Raw genomic sequence first — 16,426 nt, 5'->3', positions numbered from 1 at the left:
CCTTCGAAAGGGCTTCCGTTTGGGGCTGTCGGCTCCGGGCTACGCCCTACGCCGACAGCCCCAAACGGAGTCTCATCTTGATTGACGCTGCTGTCTCACCTTCATCGCCGCGCAGCATCTCGGCTAGTTGTCTTCCCATTCTCGATTTGGATCCCTCGTGGGAATGGGGGCAGTGGAGTCGCAAAACCTGAGCGCCCGCCGCAAGTTCAAGCATCCCTGATAGCAGGCGTTGACCACGAGCATCGGCGCAGCGATCATGCGGTATGCTTCCAGTCAGCGCAGAAGTCGCAATTCAACAAATGATCGTAGCTGTGTCGGCCGGCGATTATCTCGCTGCCCTATCGCAGGCCCCTGTGTCGCGCTGTTCTGTCGCTGATATTGCGCGAGTGGTCAGTGAATATGGCGAGCGGTTTTCAGCTCCGCCGTTCGCGAACTGGGATGTGGTTTCAATTCTGTCTGACGGAACTCCGCGATGGTCGGTTCGAGCGCCGCTTTGGAGCGAGAGCGAGAATGGTCGCTCTGACCTTGAACTCAATCTGACCATCTCGCTTCAAGATGGGATTACCTCACTGGAACTGGATGATATTCGCGTCGCCTAAGGCCACTTTCCTTCCGCATTCGAGAGTCGCCATCCCGCTTTTCTCCGCAACCGGACATTCTCGAAATTCGATGGTGTTTCAAGAATGGCAGGTCTGGGGCTTCGAAGCGACCGGCAATGACTATGGCGTCTTTTCGTGCGGTATACGACGATCCCATGTCGCGCGCTGATTTTCTTGGGCGGCTAAGGGTGGAACATTGCTGGCCTTACGAACGGCATCGGACAGCAAGCCGCGTTGGTACGGCTCCTGTGTGAATGTGGTAGTCGGTCGCGTGAACTGCGTGCCATATATCTGCGGTCGGCCGCTGTACTGAAGATAACGGTCGAGGGTTGCCGCTCCGATCCACGTCGCGTCTGAGCGTCCGCGTGCAATAGCAATCATCGCCAGTGCGTGTGCCCTCATGAAATCGTCGGGCTTCTCGCCATGCTGAAAAACAAACGCCGCATGATAAAAGTCGTCGCCGCTCGACAATCGACCACTATCAAGCAGTTTTTGCGTCTGCTCTCGCCGGGCGCGATCCGCAGGGAGAACGACTTTCCAGTCAATGTGCGCCGGATCGAGGCGATCAGCTTGGTCAGCATCAAAGATGGAGGTCATAGCCTCACTGGTCGATCGAATGGTGTCAGGAATATACCCTCGATCAGTCTGCCACGGACCCAGCCCAATCGGTGACGCCACCCGCGTCAGTTCATATCGGGTTGAATTGAAGGCTGCCCACTGCATGCTGGCGTGACTCGCTCCGTCCGCATGGATCGCGATACGATCCGGCGCTCCCCCAGGCCAAGGATTATCGAAGACAAGCTCGACGCCATCTTCAATTTTATGCGCCTCGCGAGAGCGTCGAGTAGTAGTGTCAGCTTTGATGTCGTTGAAATATTCACCGTTGGTGTCGTAGCTGCTTGGCTGCGTCCACGATCCGGTCCAACCCTTGCGACTGCGCGACACTTCAAGAAGCATTAGCGTCGAGCCCTGCGCGCGGAGCGCCCATATACCGGCAACATCCGCTGCGCACGTTGGTGCAGCACCGCCGATCACCGCCAAAACGGTAACCCAAAATTGGATAAGCATTTTCACTGAGCGATTTTGGCCGAAAGATCGAGGGCGTCAATATCGACGCATCGCTGCTATCGGTATTATCTTCCACACGCACCAACCGCTGGGGGTGGGCGAAGGTGGCCGGATGGCATTCCGGAATTGATCGAATTCAGAGAATATCTGGCTTAAGTTTCGATCTTTCCAAGGCTGGTTCAAAAATGCCATTTTAAAGTGACGGCTGCGGCAGGCGCTACGCCAATAGGACTGCCGTGCTGGATGACATGTACAGTCGATTCTGCATTCAGCGGACCGGTGAACTCGGCGCGTATCGGACGCGCGGCAAATCTGCCCGTATCAGATATCCAAATGTCCATGCCTTTAGGAGCGCATACAATAATCTCGTCAGATTGACCTCTGTCTATGCAGGTAGGTTCACGCGGCCGAACTTTCGCAAGATCAAAATTAACTAGAGTTGGAGTGACAATAGTCGAACTGGGCGATGCGGCAAAAAAGGCGACCATCAGGGTTACAGTCATATCTCAACCTCTACTCGTTAAGGTAGCGTTCGCTAGAAGTTTACAAACCCCCTAGCGTACGTCGACAGTCGGGAGTTTGGGCGTTTTTTATATGAATCTGCTGAACCGTAACTTGCTTGTGTCCCTGCGGGAGATACCGGATCGTACGGTGTTTGCCATTGTCTTCGACTAACAATGCATAAGGCAATAGTGCGTTGTCCGGCTCGCCTTCCGTTCGCGCGAGTATCTTCATGCCATCTCGCAACCCTGCCGCATACGCTGGCAACAACCGATCAACGGCGGTTGCGACATTCCCGGCGTTTGCGGTCAGCTCCGCGTCGAAGCCTGGTGAGAACGACGGGCGTTGTTCGGTAACGATCTTGGCGCACGGTCCGAATGTCCCTGCCGGCAACAGGATCGGTTCACCGTTAATTAGGTAGCGGGCTACATCGTCAGTGATGTTCAAACCGTTCTTGCGGATTAGCGTCTCAAAAAGGAAGGTCGCTTGCTCTCTCGAAGACCGCGCAGTCGCAATCTGTGCGTGCAGCACCGTGTCCAGATTCACCGCGCCCCTGCTTGCTGCCACTAAGCGCTCGTTCCAGATCGCCGCCAGCATCGCGCCGCGCTGATAGGGTAGCTTTTGCGCCGCATCGTTGCTCCAGAAAGCCGCCGTAGCCTGCGCTCCCGGCATGGTTCGGACAGGAGAACCGGCATAGGCCGCCAGCATTTCGTTCCAGATGGATGCGAACTCCGTCGGCGTTATCAGGCCGGCGCGCACCATCAAGGCACGCGCGTAATAATCGGTAAAGCCTTCACTGAACCAATAGGCAGCAGGCCGCTCTTCCCGATCTTTCGAAAGGGCACCAAGTTGCCCCGGATTCCAGGTATGAAAATACTCGTGGGCGAGGAGCCATTTCATACTCGCTGAAGGCGTTCGCTGATCGATCCATAACGCGAATGCGTCCCCGCGTCCGGTGCCCGCGAAGCCCATTGTCGTTGGGCTGCCGACAATCGGGGCAGCCGTTACAAGGAAGGGAGCACGGCGGCTTGAGTTCCAGAAGGCGCGCTCCAGTGTAATCACCTGACGCGCCAGGCTGTCTAGTTGCTCCGGGGCAAACGAGTAGCTGCCAACGGTAGCTACTCTCACCTCCGAGCCGTCTGACGCCGCAAAGGTGCGAAGATTACGCCCGCCGATAACGACGCTTTCCAACACGTCGGCCACGGTGCCGGAACGGCTCGCCTTGCGGTTTCGACCGGCAAGATGTTCGAGGTCGGAGGCGAAGCCCATACCGTTTGAGCCTGACCAATCGAACATGGCTGGTGCGTTCTCGCGATCATCGGGGTAGCCGAACATTGCATTGCCGACCGCATAAAACCACTTAGGTCTGATGACAGGTCGGGGCTGCTGGCTGTCGTCTACGGTTGGGTCGTGATCGTAGGCAGATACTATTCGGTAGGTCACTGTCAGCGCCTTGCCGGAAGCCGCAAGAATGCGCCAATGGCCGTCTCGATCTTTCTCGACAGCGGTTGCCCCTTGGACGTCAAAGTCGCGCGCCCACTGCCACAGCCTGCGCTCTCCGGCCCAACCTTCGCCCCATCCGAACCCGGTAGTGCCCGAAGGATTGGCACGGAAGCGGACTTGAACGCGCAACCCGGTAAGCAAGTCACCAGATAAATCAGGCGCTAGGGTATATTGCACGGGGACGGTGATTTCGCGAGGTGCGTTGGAAGCGCCTAGCAATAGCAGAGTGAGGCTCAGCGAACGCAAACGCATGCCGCTACCTTACCCAGTGAAACAGGTTCGGCAATCTATTCGCTCGTCCCGCAAACGAACGGCCAGCGAGACGGCGCGGGCATGCTCGAAATCGATCGCGGAATGGGAATCCCGTTTGCCGGCAACGGATGGCGAGGTCGGCGAAGCAATCGTGGCCTTAATATTGCTGCTTCTTGCAAGCTGCCGGTATGACTGCATCATCCGCAGCACGGATTGTAGAGATCGGATCCGACAACTGCGCAAATTCAGGTGATTCTACCCTCAAATGCTCAATTCCCGCATGCCATTGCCGTCGCCACCAGTCGCTTCCCTCCCGTGCATCGATCGCTGGCAACAGAACCTGCGCATGGCGAAGCATCTCGTCCGGTGGAATCAGCGCGCGGCCATCAGCCATTGCATGGGACAGGTCCTTCGCCAGTTCGACGTTCGGCACTTTGGCCATGGTCGTCGTGCGCTGTTGGAGATCGGTGAACACCCTGCCTTTGGCCGCTCGCCACTCTGCGGACGTGAAGCCGGCGGTTTTCAGCGCACACGTAACTCGCCGTAATCGAGCGATGGCCGGCCGCCACGTGCCGGTGGCGAAGCCGTCCCAGACCTCGATCTGTCGGTGTCCTGGCTCAGCATTCTCGATGTAGAGTCCCGTCTTATCCGCAGGAGCGCCCGGCTGCATTGCCGTTAGACGATCGCTGACCGCGCGTACGGCAACGAGATCCATCAGCATCGCCTTCGCCTGAGCGGCGCGCGAAACCGCCAGCTTTGGCGTCGGCAGCACGATGCCGAGTATCGCGGTTCGGCGCCCTTGCGGCAGCGCGGAGTAGCTGATTGGACGCAACCGGTCCTTCTGGAACAGGGGTACAGACTTCCGTCTCGGCCCAAGTTTCTCGCGTTTCCAGTCACCAAAGCGCTTCTCGATCAAGGCCCTGATTACCGCTGGATCGACGTCGCCCACCACGACGATCATCATCGCCTCGGGCCGGTAGAGCCGATGGTACAGCCTGAGGAGCGTATCGATGCTCGCGGTCGGCACATCGTCGGAGTTCTGCGCATCAAGCACATCGTTCGGCGATCCTGGCGCGAGTGCGGCGATGTAATCAGCGTATATCCGGTTTCCGAGAGTTTTGTCCGCCATCTCCCGCATCACCGAGACGCGCTCGATATTCACCGCATCGGCACGAAAGGTCAGGTCGGTCGCGGCTTCGCGGAATAGAGCCAAGATGCGGTCGAGATCGTTTACCCGCGTGGTCCTGCTCGACAGGAACCAGTTGCTCTCTCGCCACGTCGTCGTCGCCACCTGCGCCGCCGGAAATGTCAGCGGCAGGCCGATGTGCGGGAAATGCCCGAGATCGTCCGGGGAGCCCGTCGTAGGACTACGAAATACGATATGTTCGATCAGATGAGCCAGACCCCGCTCGCCAGGTCGCCGTTCTGCGATGAAACCCCCTGCGTTGCGCATGAGCAAGCCCACCCCGGGTTCGTTGGATCGTCGCGGCAAGATCGCGAAACGTACGCCGTTCCCGAGACGCCCGGTTACGATCGTTCGCCAAGCACTGTCGGCAGACTTTTTCAGCCTCGGATCAACCGAAACCTTGCCCGATGCTTTTGCTGTATCGTCCGCTTGGGCTGGAGAGCATAGGACAGCCACAGAAACCAGCGATAGGGGTAGCAACGTCGAGACGTACCGTTTCACCTGCAAGGATCAATCTCCCACCAGTTGTCGCATCACTTCGCCTCACCGGCAGTAGGCGGGGTATTGATGAAAGAACTTTACGGCAGGATAGTGACGTTTTCTTGGCGGCCTTACTCTCACTGGGCTAGTCCGTCTCTTCAGATTGGCCGCGGGGCGGATTGAGGCATTTCCAAAAGGAACGGCCATCGAGACGGCCGGCGCTTTCCCAAAAGGAAGGGCGGGCGATAAGGCATCGGCGTTCTCGGAATCGATCGAAAAATGGGAAAGAGCGACATATCCCTAATCCGTGTCATTGAAGGCAGCGTGTGGCGGTGTAGTAATACACGCAGCTAGCACGACGTGGTAGGAGGACCGATGGTAACCAGTTCGTTTTTGGCAACTCGGTCAGGTTCCCGCTCAAGGCTAACCGCCTTTGGAAAGGCAGTCACCTACCTGGTCCTGGCGCTCGTCGGCGCGCTTCTCGTCTCGGCCTTTGCAAAGCGCCTACTCGGCGCATCACTCCTTGAACTCGCGCAAGGCGGCGCAGCAACAGGGACAGCGCGGGCAGTATTATTGCTGTTTGGGGTAGTTATTTTCCCGACCGCAATGGTTCTCAGGTTCTTTAAGGAGCCGTTTCATCTCTCGGCATGGGCATGCGGCAGCGCACCAAGGCTCACAGGGTGGGGGCTTGCGACCGGCTTCAGCATGCTCGCGGCCATTGCGGGTGTGATGTGGCTGTTCGGTGCCGTCACGTTTGGCATTGCCGCCCCCACCTTGTCAGCAGCTTTTTCGGGTTTGATAATTTCCGCAATTTTGTGGCTGGCTCAAGCCGCAGGTGAGGAAGGTCTGCATCGCGGCTATGCCTTCGTGCAAGTTTCTCGTGCGATCTCCTTTTGGCCGACCGCTCTTCTGAGCAGTGCTTGGTTCATGTACGGGCATGTCGGAAACGAAGGCGAGACGGTGCTTGGCATCGTCGCTGCCGGACTGCTTGGCTTGGCATTGTCGTACAGCCTGCTGAGGACGGGCTCCCTTTGGTTCGCCCTCGGCTTCCACGCCTCGTGGAATTTCAGCCAGAGCTTCGTCTTTGGGTTTCACAACAGCGGGGGTAAATCCCCGGCCAGCTTGCTTTCCGCTACCGTCAATGGCTCGCCGCTACTGACAGGTGGTACCACCGGCCCCGAAGCCAGTCTGCTTGTTCTACCGGCCTTGATCGTCCTGTTCATAATCATACAGCGGGTTACTGTTCGAGCCTGCGAACGCTCGGGCAGGCCAGCCCCATCGATGCCTACAACCCGCTGACACTGCCTTTCCGGTTCGCAAGCTGCTGCCAAGCTAACCCGCGTTCCCGATTAAGAACGGCCAGCGAGACGGCGCGGGTGTTCTCGGAATTGATGCCAGACCGTGCGAGAACTCGCCGTCACATGAGCACGGACGTCTTTTGTTAAACGGTGGAGCTGGGCGCAAATATTTTTGAGTTACTGCCGTGGTGGCGCTCTGGTGGCGCTGTGGTGGCTTCAAGGGGAAGCCATTGAGCGCTGCGCAGCAGATTTGGCGAGCTTGATCAGGCCTGTACGGCCCTGATCAACCCCGGCACGCCGATGAGGGTAATGGCTCTTCTTAGATTGTAGGCGAGCGCGGTCAGGCTGAACTCGGCGCGAACCTTCTCCAGCCCGCGCATCAGGAATGCGCCCTGGTTCATCCATTGCTTGATCGAGCCGAACGGGTGTTCGACCGTCTCGCGGCGAACGGCAAGAATATCAGGGCGCGCAACCAAGCGCGCCGCCATGCGGTCCAGCACCGCCTCGTTTTCCCAACGGTTGATGCGCCGCCAGCGACTGCTGGTACAGTTCAACTTGATTGCGCAGTCCGAACAGGCGGCGGGGTTGGAATATTGGATGTTGGCGTGGCCGCGCGTCACCGCGCGATAGCTGATGTCGAGGGTCCGGCCACCCGGGCAGTGGTACGCGTCCGCCTCGGCATCGTAACGAAAGAGATCCTTAGAGAAACGGCCATTGGCGATGGCGCTGCCCCGTCTCGGCCGGGCGACGAAGGGTGTGATACCATTCGCCTCGCATGCTTCGATGTCCTCGCCTTTGTAATAGCCCATGTCGGCGACCACATCGATCTGCTCGACGTCTAGCGCGTCTTTCGCCGCCCCAGCAGTGGGTGCCAGCAGACCCATGTCGGTGCCGGCGTTGGTAACGTGCTGCTCGACGATCAGCTTGTGTTTCGCATCCACCGCTACCTGCGCGTTGTAGCCGACCGTGGTCTTTCGACCCGTGACCATCGCGCGCGCATCGGGGTCGGTTAGCGATATCTGGCTCTCGCCGCTGGCGTTCAGCTCGTGCAGCATCGCCTCCTGGGCCTGACGCCGCTCGCGCACCCTGGCGATCTTCGCGGCCAGTGCCCCGCTGCGGCCAGGCGCATGGCCATCCTCGCCGCGGTCGATGGCGTCCATCTCGGCAATATACCCCTCAAGCCGCTCGTCGGCCGCGGCAATATACCTGGCCAGCTTGTCACGGGAGAAGTTGCGTGCCGGGTTGTTCACCGCCTTCAGCCGCGTGCCGTCCACCGCCAGCAGCTCGCGCCCGAACAGGTCGAGCTTGCGGCATAGGACGACGAAGGCGCGGAACACTGCCTTGAAGGCGCTCAGGTTGTCGCGGCGAAAGTCAGCGATGGTCTTGTAGTCTGGCCGAAGCCCACGCAGCAGCCAGATCAGCTCGAGGTTGCGTGCCGCCTCGGCTTCCAGCCGTCGGCTCGACCGCACCCGGTTGAGATAGCCGTACAGGTACAGCTTGAGCATGTCGCCCGGGTCATAGCCTGGCCGCCCCGTCGCCTTCGGCCGCGACCGATGAAAACCGGCCTCGCCCAGATCGAGGTCATCGACGAACGCGTCGATGAACCGAACCGGACTATCCGCTGCCACATAATCCTCTACCGATGCCGGCAGCAGCAGCGCCTGGTCGCGCGCATGACCCTCGATATATGCCATGATTACAGCATACGCCCGTCAGCAACCTTGTGGAATCACCCAGCGAGTTTTCGCACGGTCTGGATGCTATTTCGAGAATGTTCGTGCTTGAGAGCATCGCCCACCGACAGCTTCTTAGGAATTGCCTTTAGCGGCGGTTCTTATCGGCCTAATTATGGCTATCAGCCCAAGGGCCAGAGTCAATCGCTGCTATTCGGGACCGGCGTCTTCCCCATGAAGTAATCGCTGCACGCGTCCCAATTGGCGGGTACCGGAATCCAATCAGCTCGCGGCCTGGGTTGCCCGTTCGATGACACACGCCTGGCGTGAAGGCCGCGCTCGGCGAGCTGCACAAGCAGCGACCGTTCTCCCTCGAAATGGCCAGCGCCTACTGCGACTAGCACTGTTCCCGGTTCTCCCATACGCCGCACGAGTGTATCGGCCCAGGCTGAGTTGCGATCGTTCAGCAGTCGATGGGCCAGTTCTCCAGCCTTAGTCGGCCGCGAATGACCGTTTTCGGCTAAACGTTCACCGCGTGCCCAGCGGTGAAATAACGCCATGCGTTCGGAGACGGTGCGCGTGCGAACGATGTCGTGCAACTGTGAAGTCAGGATTTGTCGCTGCTCTGTCTCTGGCACCGCAGTCAGGTTCGCGTCGACAGCCGCACCGCTCTCGATCGGCTCGACCTGTTTGCCGGCTTGCTTGAACTCGGCGATTAGCTGAAAGTCCACACCTGGAACCAGCGGCGGGTCGCGCCACCGGCGCGCCTCCGTATCGATCGCCTGTGCGACCGCCCAAGTAGGCAGAGCATCGAAGAAAACATTGCGTTCTTCGGGCAGCATCGCGAGCATTCCAAGCCACAAGGCGCGGGCGTCGCCGTTAAGGCGGTTTGCTACCGGGGGTAGGCTAACAGGCTGACCAACCTGCTTGGCGGGTCTACTGTCCCCTTCAACTATCAGAGATTGCGCCTCCTTTACGATGCGATCGAGCTGTGGCGTCCGCCAAGCGAGGTCGTAGGGGAGGACATGAATAGTGCCGAACAGGAACATCCTAGTGTCGGCATCTGTGATCTCCCAGATCGCTGGCTGCGGCCAGTAATCCTGACCCATGAAGCGCCAATGGCAAGCTTGGGTAGCCGCACTGCGTCGTGCGACCTGCTGCCGCTGTTCAGGAGTCTGCGTCGGAACGTTGCCCGCAAGAACGTCGTGCGGGCTTCGATTTTGCGGTACCTGCAAGGTTAAGGCCGCGAGAACGAGAGAAAGCAACATGTCGGAAGCGTGCCCGACTGTCGGCAAGTGAACAAGCACCACGTTAGTCGACCGGCGATACTGACCGGGCGCTGTCCGTGTGCGCCGGACAGAAAGGTGAACCAATATTTTGCTTTGGAGCATGCCAGCAGCGCGAACGCCTACGGCTTTGAGCGCCTTTGTTTATCCCAAGCTTTCCTGAAAAGGAACGTCTCGTAGGAATGACCGCCCCCAAATAGGCGGTTACGGGCAACGCCGGGAAACCCCCGTTTCCCATTTTCCCAAAAACCGTTCCCAAAACCACTTTCTCACGATACGTATTTTTGACGGAGTTATGAGAAGGGAGCGGAATGCTCATTGGCTATGCGCGGGTGTCCACCCCCGATCAGGATCTCGCGTTGCAGATAGATGCGCTTAACGCGGCCGGCTGCGAACACATCTCGACCGACAAGGCCAGTGGCGCGAGCATCGTACGACCAGGTCTGACCGAAGCGCTGGGTAAAGCCCGGAAGGGTGATACGCTGGTGATCTGGAAAATCGATCGTCTCGGGCGGTCGATGAAAGGGCTGGTAGATCTGGCGGCTGAACTGTCAGCGCGCGGGATCGCGTTGCGCTCGCTCACGGACGGGATCGATACCGCGACACATACGGGCCGTCTGGTATTCCATATTCTCGGGTCGATCGCGGAGATGGAGCGCGAGTTGATCCGCGAACGCACGATGGCGGGGTTGGCCGCGCGACGAAAGGCCGGCGGGGGCGGAGGGCGTAAGTCCGTCATGACGCCCCGAAAGAGAGACATGGCTGTCAAACTGCTGGCTGCCGGCGATCGGCCGCAGGACGTAGCAGAAGCAGTCGGCGTGTCGGTTTCGACCTTCTATCGCCATTTCCCCGCTAGCGGCAGGAGCGCGCCGAGTGACAAATAGCGCTGACAGGGACGTGCCATTTATCTCTGATTTCTAATGGTTTTCGCGTCTTACAATCTTTCACAATCCGCTTTCACGACCTGATCGCTTGCGCCGTTGATGATCTCGGCTGGCGTTCGTCCGTCCGGTGTCGCGATGTGGCTTAGTTTATTGATAAATCCTTCGATTTTGACTGCATCCCCTTCCACAATAGATCGTTCATCAGCGCTCAAAGGAACCTCCTCCAGATAACGCCGGATAGACGCTTTGCTTTCCAAGGCGTGCGCGCGTGCGCTCGCTTTTGGTAGATTGAAGTCGCAGCCGGCGCAGGCCATGCGGTGCGGACAGCCGCTCCAAAACGGATTTGTGCAGTAGGAGTCGCCAAGGTCATAGAAAGCGTAAGGTTCGTTGCCTTTCCGCGCTATCACGTCGTGGTCAACGATCAGGGACACCATGTGAGCCATGTGGTCCGCTTGGGCGAATGACGCTGCCAAGCGGGTCGGCCGGATGCGGATGTAATGCATGGTCGACGTCGGCGAGCTATGGCCAGACCACTGCATCAGCTCGATGAGCGACATTCCTTTTGGAACGCTCGCCAGAGCAGTGACGGCGGACGCGCGTCCGCGATGGCTCGTGATCGGCCCACGACTGTCGGTCATTGGGACGCCAGCTTTTGCGCACAGGATCGGGATGATGGTGTTGTTCAACATCGCCGTACCCACCCGACGCCCTCGATACTGAAACAGAAAACGAACCGATTCACCGGTACGTTCATCGGTAATCGGAGCTTGCTCGGATGGACGCTCGGCGATCCAGGCGTCGATACGGTCTTTGACGATGGCAGCGACGGGCTTGACGTACGCCTTGAAGGTTTTGCTGGGCGGAACGTCGAGATAGCAAAGCGTCCCTGCTTTGACCGTACTCCCGTCGTCCGAGATAATCTCCTCGGCCTGCAATTTAGCGCAACCCAGGGTCAGACGCGCAATCTCATTTTGCCTAAGCCCGCAGTGCGTCCAGATCACCGCCATCGCCTGAATAAGCGCCAAGGGATAGTGGATTTCCGAGAGAAGATCATCGCGCTGGATGTTCAGGCTTGCCCATATCAGCTTGAGCCAAGCTGCGTCGTCGATGACGCGGGGATTGACGCCGGAGTTAAAACTCACAGCGACGGGGGTCGCCAGATGGTAGCGTGGGCTGAACCGCAGCTTCGCCCACCCCCATAGTTCTATATCAATGAAAAATCGTCTCATCGCGTGCAGAAACGTCCGCTTTGAGTTGGCAGCGATCGGTTTTCCGTGCGTTTTTGTTATTCGGGTGGGCGCCGATTCCAGCAGCCATTCCCCGACCGTCGAACGATCCAACGCTGCAACGAAGGCAGCACAAATGGACGTATCCCAGTCCTCGGGCGATGTAACTTGCGGTTGCTCCCGCGTCAGCCAGAGGCCAATCCGAAGGACAAACCCATAATTCGTCTCGCGGGTCGACGGACGGAGCGTGGCGGTGTCACGCCACCGCAGGCACCATGCCGCCCACTCGGGCGCCACGCCGTCGGTGCTCTTGTCTTTCCACCCGACATAACTCCGCATGCGAAGTGGCTGCTTGATAATGCCTAACGCGGCCAGTCCCGCCGACACCTTGCCGACCGCCCTGGCGACAGCATAGTTGCGGCTATCTTGCCCACGTTGCAGCAGATCGGTGGTGAATGTCTCTAGGCGTGGATCGCCGTTCTCAAGCATAAGACTGCCGAGAACGCTGGTGAGAAACAGTTCGAGATGACGCCCTGAATATCCCAGCTCTCTCAGCGTCAAGGCGAGCCTTGTATGTTCCTCATCGACGATAGCGCGACCAAAAATCGTTGCCGCATAAACGCTGGAATGACGAAATTTCTCGATCTCGCGGAAATCTCGAAAACCGCCGAGGTGATACGCCAACGCTCCCATATATGGGCGCGCCTGACCCCGCCCATTCAGTAACGCCAGCCAAATTGGCTTCTCCCAATTCCAGTATGGCTTGCCAGTTTGGTGAACGATCATAAGCACGCGAGCGATAGTTATCTTAGTCTTGACCGTTGATATACCGCCACGCTCGGCGACAGCTAGTAAAGGCTCGACGAGTCGCGTTGCATTTTCTAAAAGGCCAAGAATATCCGATCGTGCTGACTTGCCTTTGATCGCCGCCAACTCGGCTGTACTAAGATTACCAACCATATCATACCGCGTCCGATCGAACGGCGTATAGCCGGTGGTTCCCAGTGCTATCGTGGCATCCATTATTCACCCCCGAATAGTTGAGAACCGATCCGCGTGTCGATATGCGCTACGGATCCGGCCATACGTGCTGACAGGTCGCTCCCGGACAGGTGCAAATAGGCAACCGTGGTTTTAGGGTCACGATGCCCTGCATAGGTCGAGAGTTCGTGGAGTTTCCAGCCCGATCGGGCGAGATGGGTGAGGCGCAAATGTCGTAGGCTGTGAGTACTGAAATCCGAAACGCCCGCTGCCGTGGCCCAGCGCTCCACGGTCTTGCTCCATGACCATTTGGTCAGTGGCTGCCCATGATTGCGGTCGGACACGGATCGGAAAAGTGGCCCTGCGTCCACGGTAACGGATCGACTATCCTGTAAATGCCGTGCCAAAACAGATGTGATTACCGGGCTGTAGCAGACGACTCGGCTGCGTTTCCCCTTCGTCGTTTCGGCTCTCAATGTTATCAACCGATGAGCGAAGTCGAGGTCACCGATGCGCAGAGCGACAAGCTCGCAACGCCGTAGGGCCCCGTAGTAAGCAAACGCGAGCATGAGTCGATTTCGAACTGTGTCGCTCGCTGCGGCTCTGAGTATCGAGAGCCACTCGTCCTCAGTAGGCACATGCGGCAGTTTTATAAGGCGTGCCACCAGTCCCCTTGAAAAACCGGCATGGTCTGGAATGCGCCGGAACGTGGAAGTTTGCCCGCGAGGAACCGGGTTTTTCGAACACAGTCCCTGAAATATCAGGTGATCGTACCAAAGTCTGATCGCGGTTAGCCGCTGATGAAGGGTCGAGTTTGCGACAGCCGCAGAACCATCCGGAAGCAAATCGCGGACGTAGAGCGAAACGTCTTCGAGTGTCGCCGCCTCGGCGGCGACACTCGATGACGTGCAGTACGCCAGGTAGTGAATGACCCCACGACCGTACGCATCAAGCGTGGCTGGCGAACGGCCTAGGTTGCCAAGTAGCTGCAACCATTCGTCGACCAGCGGATACCGATCGAGGGCGACCTGCAATGACGTTGCTCGACGCATAGACGCGCGCTCCATCCTGCCGTCCTTCTACCGGAAGACGAGCATTCCACCTAACTTACTAGAGCGCATAGTTCGACGACCGCACCTGGATGCCATGCTGCTTCACCTTGTCGCGTAGGTGATGGATCGGATCCCCCATCTTTATACCAAGCGCCTTGGCTTCCGCCGATCGGGCGATTGCGCACCCGTCGTTGTTCGACAAGACGATGACCGGGACCCCGACCAGGCTGGCGTCGAAGGCGCGCTCGCAGGAGACGTAGTAGTTGTTGCAGTCGATCAGGGCGATCGGCGTGCTCATGTCATCTTGCGCGCCACGCCGACGACCGTGCCCCAAATCTCGACATGCTCATCGACCAGAATGTCCGCGAACCCTTCGGCCTTGGGGACAAGCCAGTGGCGGCCGTCGACATATCGCAGACGCTTCAGGGTCCGTTCGCCATGCACCAGTGCGACGACGATGGCACCCGTTCGCGGCGCCTTAGCCCGGTTCACGACGAGCAGATCTCCGTCGATAATCCCGGCTCCCGCCATCGACCGCCCCTCGACGCGCATGACATAGCTGGCGGCTGGATGCTCGATCAGCCACGCGCTCAAGTCGATCGGCTCCTGCATGTCGTCCTGCGCAGGCGACGGGAACCCTGCCGGCGTGTGGACCAGGAAGAAAGGCACCTCACACGGCACCAGCTCGAACGGGACGTCGTGAAGTCGCAGCGCGTCGTCGCGACGGTGCAGCGGGACAACGACCGGGCGGCCCGGGTTGGTTGAGGGCATGACCTATAGGATCGCGGCGAAGAGGAGCTGGTCGTGCTGCGCAGCCAGGACGGACCGTGCGTCCTGAGCAGCGCCGACGGCTTGCCGGTACTCCACGGTCCCGAACCGTTCGGCCTCGTCAAAGCTGAACGGGGCGGGATCCGCGGGCGGATAGACGTTGTAGTATATCACGCGGGCAGCCGCTCTCAGCTGCAGATCATGCTGCATTTTCTTGTTCCATCACTGTCGAGTCGCCGCGAGGGGCGGGGCCTCAAGCTAGGCATGATACCGAATGATTCGCAAGAACATTGCAGGAACATTGTTCTAATGCGATTAGCCGGGTCAACGATTAGAAGAATGCCAGATGTCTGATCACGATCGCTACCAGAAGGAGCCGAGGCCAGCGTTCGGCCGGTGGCTTGTGACCCAGAACGACCGAAGCGATCTCGTAGGTCAGCTCGCGGTCGGAGCCGTTGCCGACCGCCGCTTTCCCCGGACCGGGGATCCGGAAGCCGTTCGGAAGCATCTCAGCGCCATGCAGGGCGAGGGTGACATGTTCGCTGCGGTGGACGACGCGGAGTCCGACTGGTTGTCGGTGTGACGCAGGTCGCGTGGGACTAGGCGTTCGCGCTGATAGTTGATCACGGGCAGATGGGCGCCTGCCGAGTCGCGGCGTCCGGCACGCAGAACACGCCGCCAGGACAATCTGAAAGGTACCGGCAATGGGTGGTTCTAGCCGACTGCCTAAACGCCGTCGCCGACGCCAGCTGGACGAAGCACTCGTGCGTCAGGCGGACGCCTGACATTCTTTGACATCGTGGAAGGCATAGTTCCGTGAAGCGGATTTGCGCCGCTCGCCTTGTCGATGAACAGCTTTTCGCATCCGGCTTTGTTCAAGGCGGCGGCCTGCAATGGCAGGTCCCGATCGACCGTCGAAACTGGCGCATCACCGATCAGCGCCTTTCCCGTTTTTCCGTCGAAATTGGCGTTTTCGGGAAAATTGAATTGGGAACAGATTTTGGGAAAACGAAGCCCGCGTGTCGTTGTCAGACCTATCGCATGGGTCGAATTCCCGCTCTACGTTCCCTCGCGAGAAAGCCGGGCCGGTAAAGAACGTCCATTTGCAGACATGGGACACCTCGCTTAGGCTCGGCTATGATCGAACTCCATGATCCTCGTTGGGAGAAGCTGTCGCATGCCTACGGCAGCGCTGCCGACACCCCGGAACTATTGCGCCAACTCGCAGACGCGACCGGTCCAAACATCAGATACGACAGCGATCCTTGGTTCACGCTCTGGTCGAGCCTATGCCACCAGGGCGACGTGTATGAAGCATCCTACGCTGCCCTCCCGCACATCGTCGAGATCGCGTGCGACGCGAAAAGCGCAATAGATCCCAGCTTCTTCCAGCTACCCGCCGCGATCGAGATTGCACGCCATGGCGGAAAAGGGCCTCCAGTTCCGGTTGATTTGGCGACTGCCTATAACGATGCCGTTTCGCGCCTGACGGAGTGCGTTGCGCTACATCGTCACGAAGACTGGGACCAACCCACGCTTCTCTCAGCCGTATCTGCATTATCCGTTGCGAAAGGCCATCATAGGGTCGCGGAAGCAGTAATGCATCTCGACGACGATCTTATAACCAAGCTCATCGAACTAGATTTTGGCAATAGCTGACTGTCCACTA

At 58.9% G+C, this 16,426-nt stretch carries 17 protein-coding genes; 6 read left to right on the top strand and 11 right to left on the bottom strand.

Annotation, left to right across the window (positions count from 1 at the left end; genetic code table 11):
* Positions 1 to 263: 263 nt before the first annotated feature.
* On the top strand, positions 264 to 599 hold the full coding sequence (locus U1708_RS08255; protein WP_332744533.1) for a DUF7668 domain-containing protein: 336 nt from the start codon (positions 264 to 266) through the stop codon (positions 597 to 599).
* A 120-nt stretch (positions 600 to 719) separates the two neighbouring features.
* Here U1708_RS08255 and U1708_RS08250 read toward each other — a convergent pair whose 3' ends face one another.
* The 4 genes from U1708_RS08250 to U1708_RS08235 all read right to left on the bottom strand — a co-directional run bounded on the left by U1708_RS08250 (position 720) and on the right by U1708_RS08235 (position 5,376).
* Positions 720 to 1,673 carry a hypothetical protein gene (locus U1708_RS08250; protein WP_332744531.1) on the bottom strand — a complete coding sequence of 318 codons (954 nt, stop codon included), beginning with the start codon at positions 1,671 to 1,673 and terminating at the stop codon, positions 720 to 722.
* A 173-nt stretch (positions 1,674 to 1,846) separates the two neighbouring features.
* Positions 1,847 to 2,170: a hypothetical protein gene (locus U1708_RS08245; protein WP_332744529.1), complete on the bottom strand. Its 324-nt coding sequence runs from the start codon at positions 2,168 to 2,170 to the stop codon at positions 1,847 to 1,849.
* 40 nt (positions 2,171 to 2,210) lie between these two features.
* On the bottom strand, positions 2,211 to 3,923 hold the full coding sequence (locus U1708_RS08240) for a M61 family metallopeptidase (protein WP_332744527.1): 1,713 nt from the start codon (positions 3,921 to 3,923) through the stop codon (positions 2,211 to 2,213).
* Positions 3,924 to 4,080: 157 nt separating this feature from the next.
* Complete coding sequence (locus U1708_RS08235; RefSeq protein ID WP_332744579.1) at positions 4,081 to 5,376, bottom strand: M16 family metallopeptidase; 1,296 nt, start codon at positions 5,374 to 5,376, stop codon at positions 4,081 to 4,083.
* Positions 5,377 to 5,964: 588 nt separating this feature from the next.
* On the opposite strand from U1708_RS08235, the gene U1708_RS08230 reads away from it, so the two are divergent.
* Positions 5,965 to 6,888, top strand: a complete 924-nt coding sequence (locus U1708_RS08230) for a CPBP family intramembrane glutamic endopeptidase (protein WP_332744526.1) — start codon at positions 5,965 to 5,967, stop codon at positions 6,886 to 6,888.
* A gap of 262 nt (positions 6,889 to 7,150) precedes the next feature.
* Here U1708_RS08230 and U1708_RS08225 read toward each other — a convergent pair whose 3' ends face one another.
* Positions 7,151 to 8,581, bottom strand: coding sequence for an IS1182 family transposase (locus U1708_RS08225; RefSeq protein ID WP_332744525.1), 1,431 nt, complete (start codon positions 8,579 to 8,581; stop codon positions 7,151 to 7,153).
* 179 nt (positions 8,582 to 8,760) lie between these two features.
* Positions 8,761 to 9,828, bottom strand: a complete 1,068-nt coding sequence (locus U1708_RS08220; RefSeq protein WP_332744524.1) for a TraB/GumN family protein — start codon at positions 9,826 to 9,828, stop codon at positions 8,761 to 8,763.
* A 329-nt stretch (positions 9,829 to 10,157) separates the two neighbouring features.
* Here U1708_RS08220 and U1708_RS08215 point away from each other — a divergent pair, with 329 nt between their 5' ends.
* Entirely contained in the window at positions 10,158 to 10,730 is a 573-nt protein-coding gene (locus tag U1708_RS08215) for a recombinase family protein (protein WP_332744522.1), read from the top strand.
* 50 nt (positions 10,731 to 10,780) lie between these two features.
* On the opposite strand, the gene U1708_RS08210 is transcribed toward U1708_RS08215, so the two are convergent.
* The 5 genes from U1708_RS08210 to U1708_RS08190 are packed head-to-tail and all read right to left on the bottom strand — an operon-like array spanning position 10,781 to position 14,967.
* Positions 10,781 to 12,979, bottom strand: coding sequence for a tyrosine-type recombinase/integrase (locus tag U1708_RS08210; RefSeq protein ID WP_332744521.1), 2,199 nt, complete (start codon positions 12,977 to 12,979; stop codon positions 10,781 to 10,783).
* Positions 12,979 to 14,004: a tyrosine-type recombinase/integrase gene (locus tag U1708_RS08205; RefSeq protein ID WP_332744519.1), complete on the bottom strand. Its 1,026-nt coding sequence runs from the start codon at positions 14,002 to 14,004 to the stop codon at positions 12,979 to 12,981. The genes U1708_RS08210 and U1708_RS08205 overlap by 1 nt, the downstream gene beginning before the upstream one ends.
* A 43-nt stretch (positions 14,005 to 14,047) precedes the next feature.
* Positions 14,048 to 14,287 carry a Y-family DNA polymerase gene (locus U1708_RS08200; protein WP_443030002.1) on the bottom strand — a complete coding sequence of 80 codons (240 nt, stop codon included), beginning with the start codon at positions 14,285 to 14,287 and terminating at the stop codon, positions 14,048 to 14,050.
* Positions 14,284 to 14,760 (bottom strand): LexA family protein, encoded by a 477-nt coding sequence (locus tag U1708_RS08195; protein WP_332744518.1) that lies wholly within the window; start codon positions 14,758 to 14,760, stop codon positions 14,284 to 14,286. Before U1708_RS08195 ends, U1708_RS08200 begins: the two co-directional genes overlap by 4 nt.
* Positions 14,761 to 14,763: 3 nt before the next feature.
* Positions 14,764 to 14,967 (bottom strand): hypothetical protein, encoded by a 204-nt coding sequence (locus tag U1708_RS08190; protein WP_332744517.1) that lies wholly within the window; start codon positions 14,965 to 14,967, stop codon positions 14,764 to 14,766.
* 136 nt (positions 14,968 to 15,103) lie between these two features.
* Here U1708_RS08190 and U1708_RS08185 point away from each other — a divergent pair, with 136 nt between their 5' ends.
* The 3 genes from U1708_RS08185 (at position 15,104) to U1708_RS08175 (ending at position 16,416) form a co-directional block, all read left to right on the top strand.
* Positions 15,104 to 15,340, top strand: coding sequence for a hypothetical protein (locus U1708_RS08185; RefSeq protein ID WP_332744516.1), 237 nt, complete (start codon positions 15,104 to 15,106; stop codon positions 15,338 to 15,340).
* A 233-nt stretch (positions 15,341 to 15,573) separates the two neighbouring features.
* A complete protein-coding gene (locus tag U1708_RS20725) occupies positions 15,574 to 15,849 on the top strand; it encodes a hypothetical protein (RefSeq protein ID WP_443030001.1) in 276 nt (91 codons plus the stop codon).
* 45 nt (positions 15,850 to 15,894) lie between these two features.
* A complete protein-coding gene (locus tag U1708_RS08175) occupies positions 15,895 to 16,416 on the top strand; it encodes a hypothetical protein (protein WP_332744514.1) in 522 nt (173 codons plus the stop codon).
* The last annotated feature ends 10 nt before the right edge of the window (positions 16,417 to 16,426 follow it).

The sequence above is a fragment of the Sphingomonas arabinosi genome, assembly GCF_036663715.1.
Lineage (GTDB): Bacteria > Pseudomonadota > Alphaproteobacteria > Sphingomonadales > Sphingomonadaceae > Sphingomonas.
This window is presented reverse-complemented; position numbering and strand designations above follow the sequence as displayed.

Excerpts from the sequence above, each read along its gene's own strand:
- U1708_RS08255 (WP_332744533.1), top strand. The coding sequence starts at position 264 with ATGCTTCCAGTCAGCGCAGAAGTCGCAATTCAACAAATGATCGTAGCT.
- U1708_RS08245 (WP_332744529.1), bottom strand. The coding sequence starts at position 2,170 with ATGACTGTAACCCTGATGGTCGCCTTTTTTGCCGCATCGCCCAGTTCG.
- U1708_RS08240 (WP_332744527.1), bottom strand. The coding sequence starts at position 3,923 with ATGCGTTTGCGTTCGCTGAGCCTCACTCTGCTATTGCTAGGCGCTTCC.
- U1708_RS08235 (WP_332744579.1), bottom strand. The coding sequence starts at position 5,376 with ATGCGCAACGCAGGGGGTTTCATCGCAGAACGGCGACCTGGCGAGCGG.
- U1708_RS08230 (WP_332744526.1), top strand. The coding sequence starts at position 5,965 with ATGGTAACCAGTTCGTTTTTGGCAACTCGGTCAGGTTCCCGCTCAAGG.
- U1708_RS08225 (WP_332744525.1), bottom strand. The coding sequence starts at position 8,581 with ATGGCATATATCGAGGGTCATGCGCGCGACCAGGCGCTGCTGCTGCCG.
- U1708_RS08220 (WP_332744524.1), bottom strand. The coding sequence starts at position 9,828 with ATGTTGCTTTCTCTCGTTCTCGCGGCCTTAACCTTGCAGGTACCGCAA.
- U1708_RS08215 (WP_332744522.1), top strand. The coding sequence starts at position 10,158 with ATGCTCATTGGCTATGCGCGGGTGTCCACCCCCGATCAGGATCTCGCG.
- U1708_RS08210 (WP_332744521.1), bottom strand. The coding sequence starts at position 12,979 with ATGGATGCCACGATAGCACTGGGAACCACCGGCTATACGCCGTTCGAT.
- U1708_RS08205 (WP_332744519.1), bottom strand. The coding sequence starts at position 14,004 with ATGGAGCGCGCGTCTATGCGTCGAGCAACGTCATTGCAGGTCGCCCTC.
- U1708_RS08200 (WP_443030002.1), bottom strand. The coding sequence starts at position 14,287 with ATGAGCACGCCGATCGCCCTGATCGACTGCAACAACTACTACGTCTCC.
- U1708_RS08195 (WP_332744518.1), bottom strand. The coding sequence starts at position 14,760 with ATGCCCTCAACCAACCCGGGCCGCCCGGTCGTTGTCCCGCTGCACCGT.
- U1708_RS08190 (WP_332744517.1), bottom strand. The coding sequence starts at position 14,967 with ATGCAGCATGATCTGCAGCTGAGAGCGGCTGCCCGCGTGATATACTAC.
- U1708_RS08185 (WP_332744516.1), top strand. The coding sequence starts at position 15,104 with ATGTCTGATCACGATCGCTACCAGAAGGAGCCGAGGCCAGCGTTCGGC.
- U1708_RS08175 (WP_332744514.1), top strand. The coding sequence starts at position 15,895 with ATGATCGAACTCCATGATCCTCGTTGGGAGAAGCTGTCGCATGCCTAC.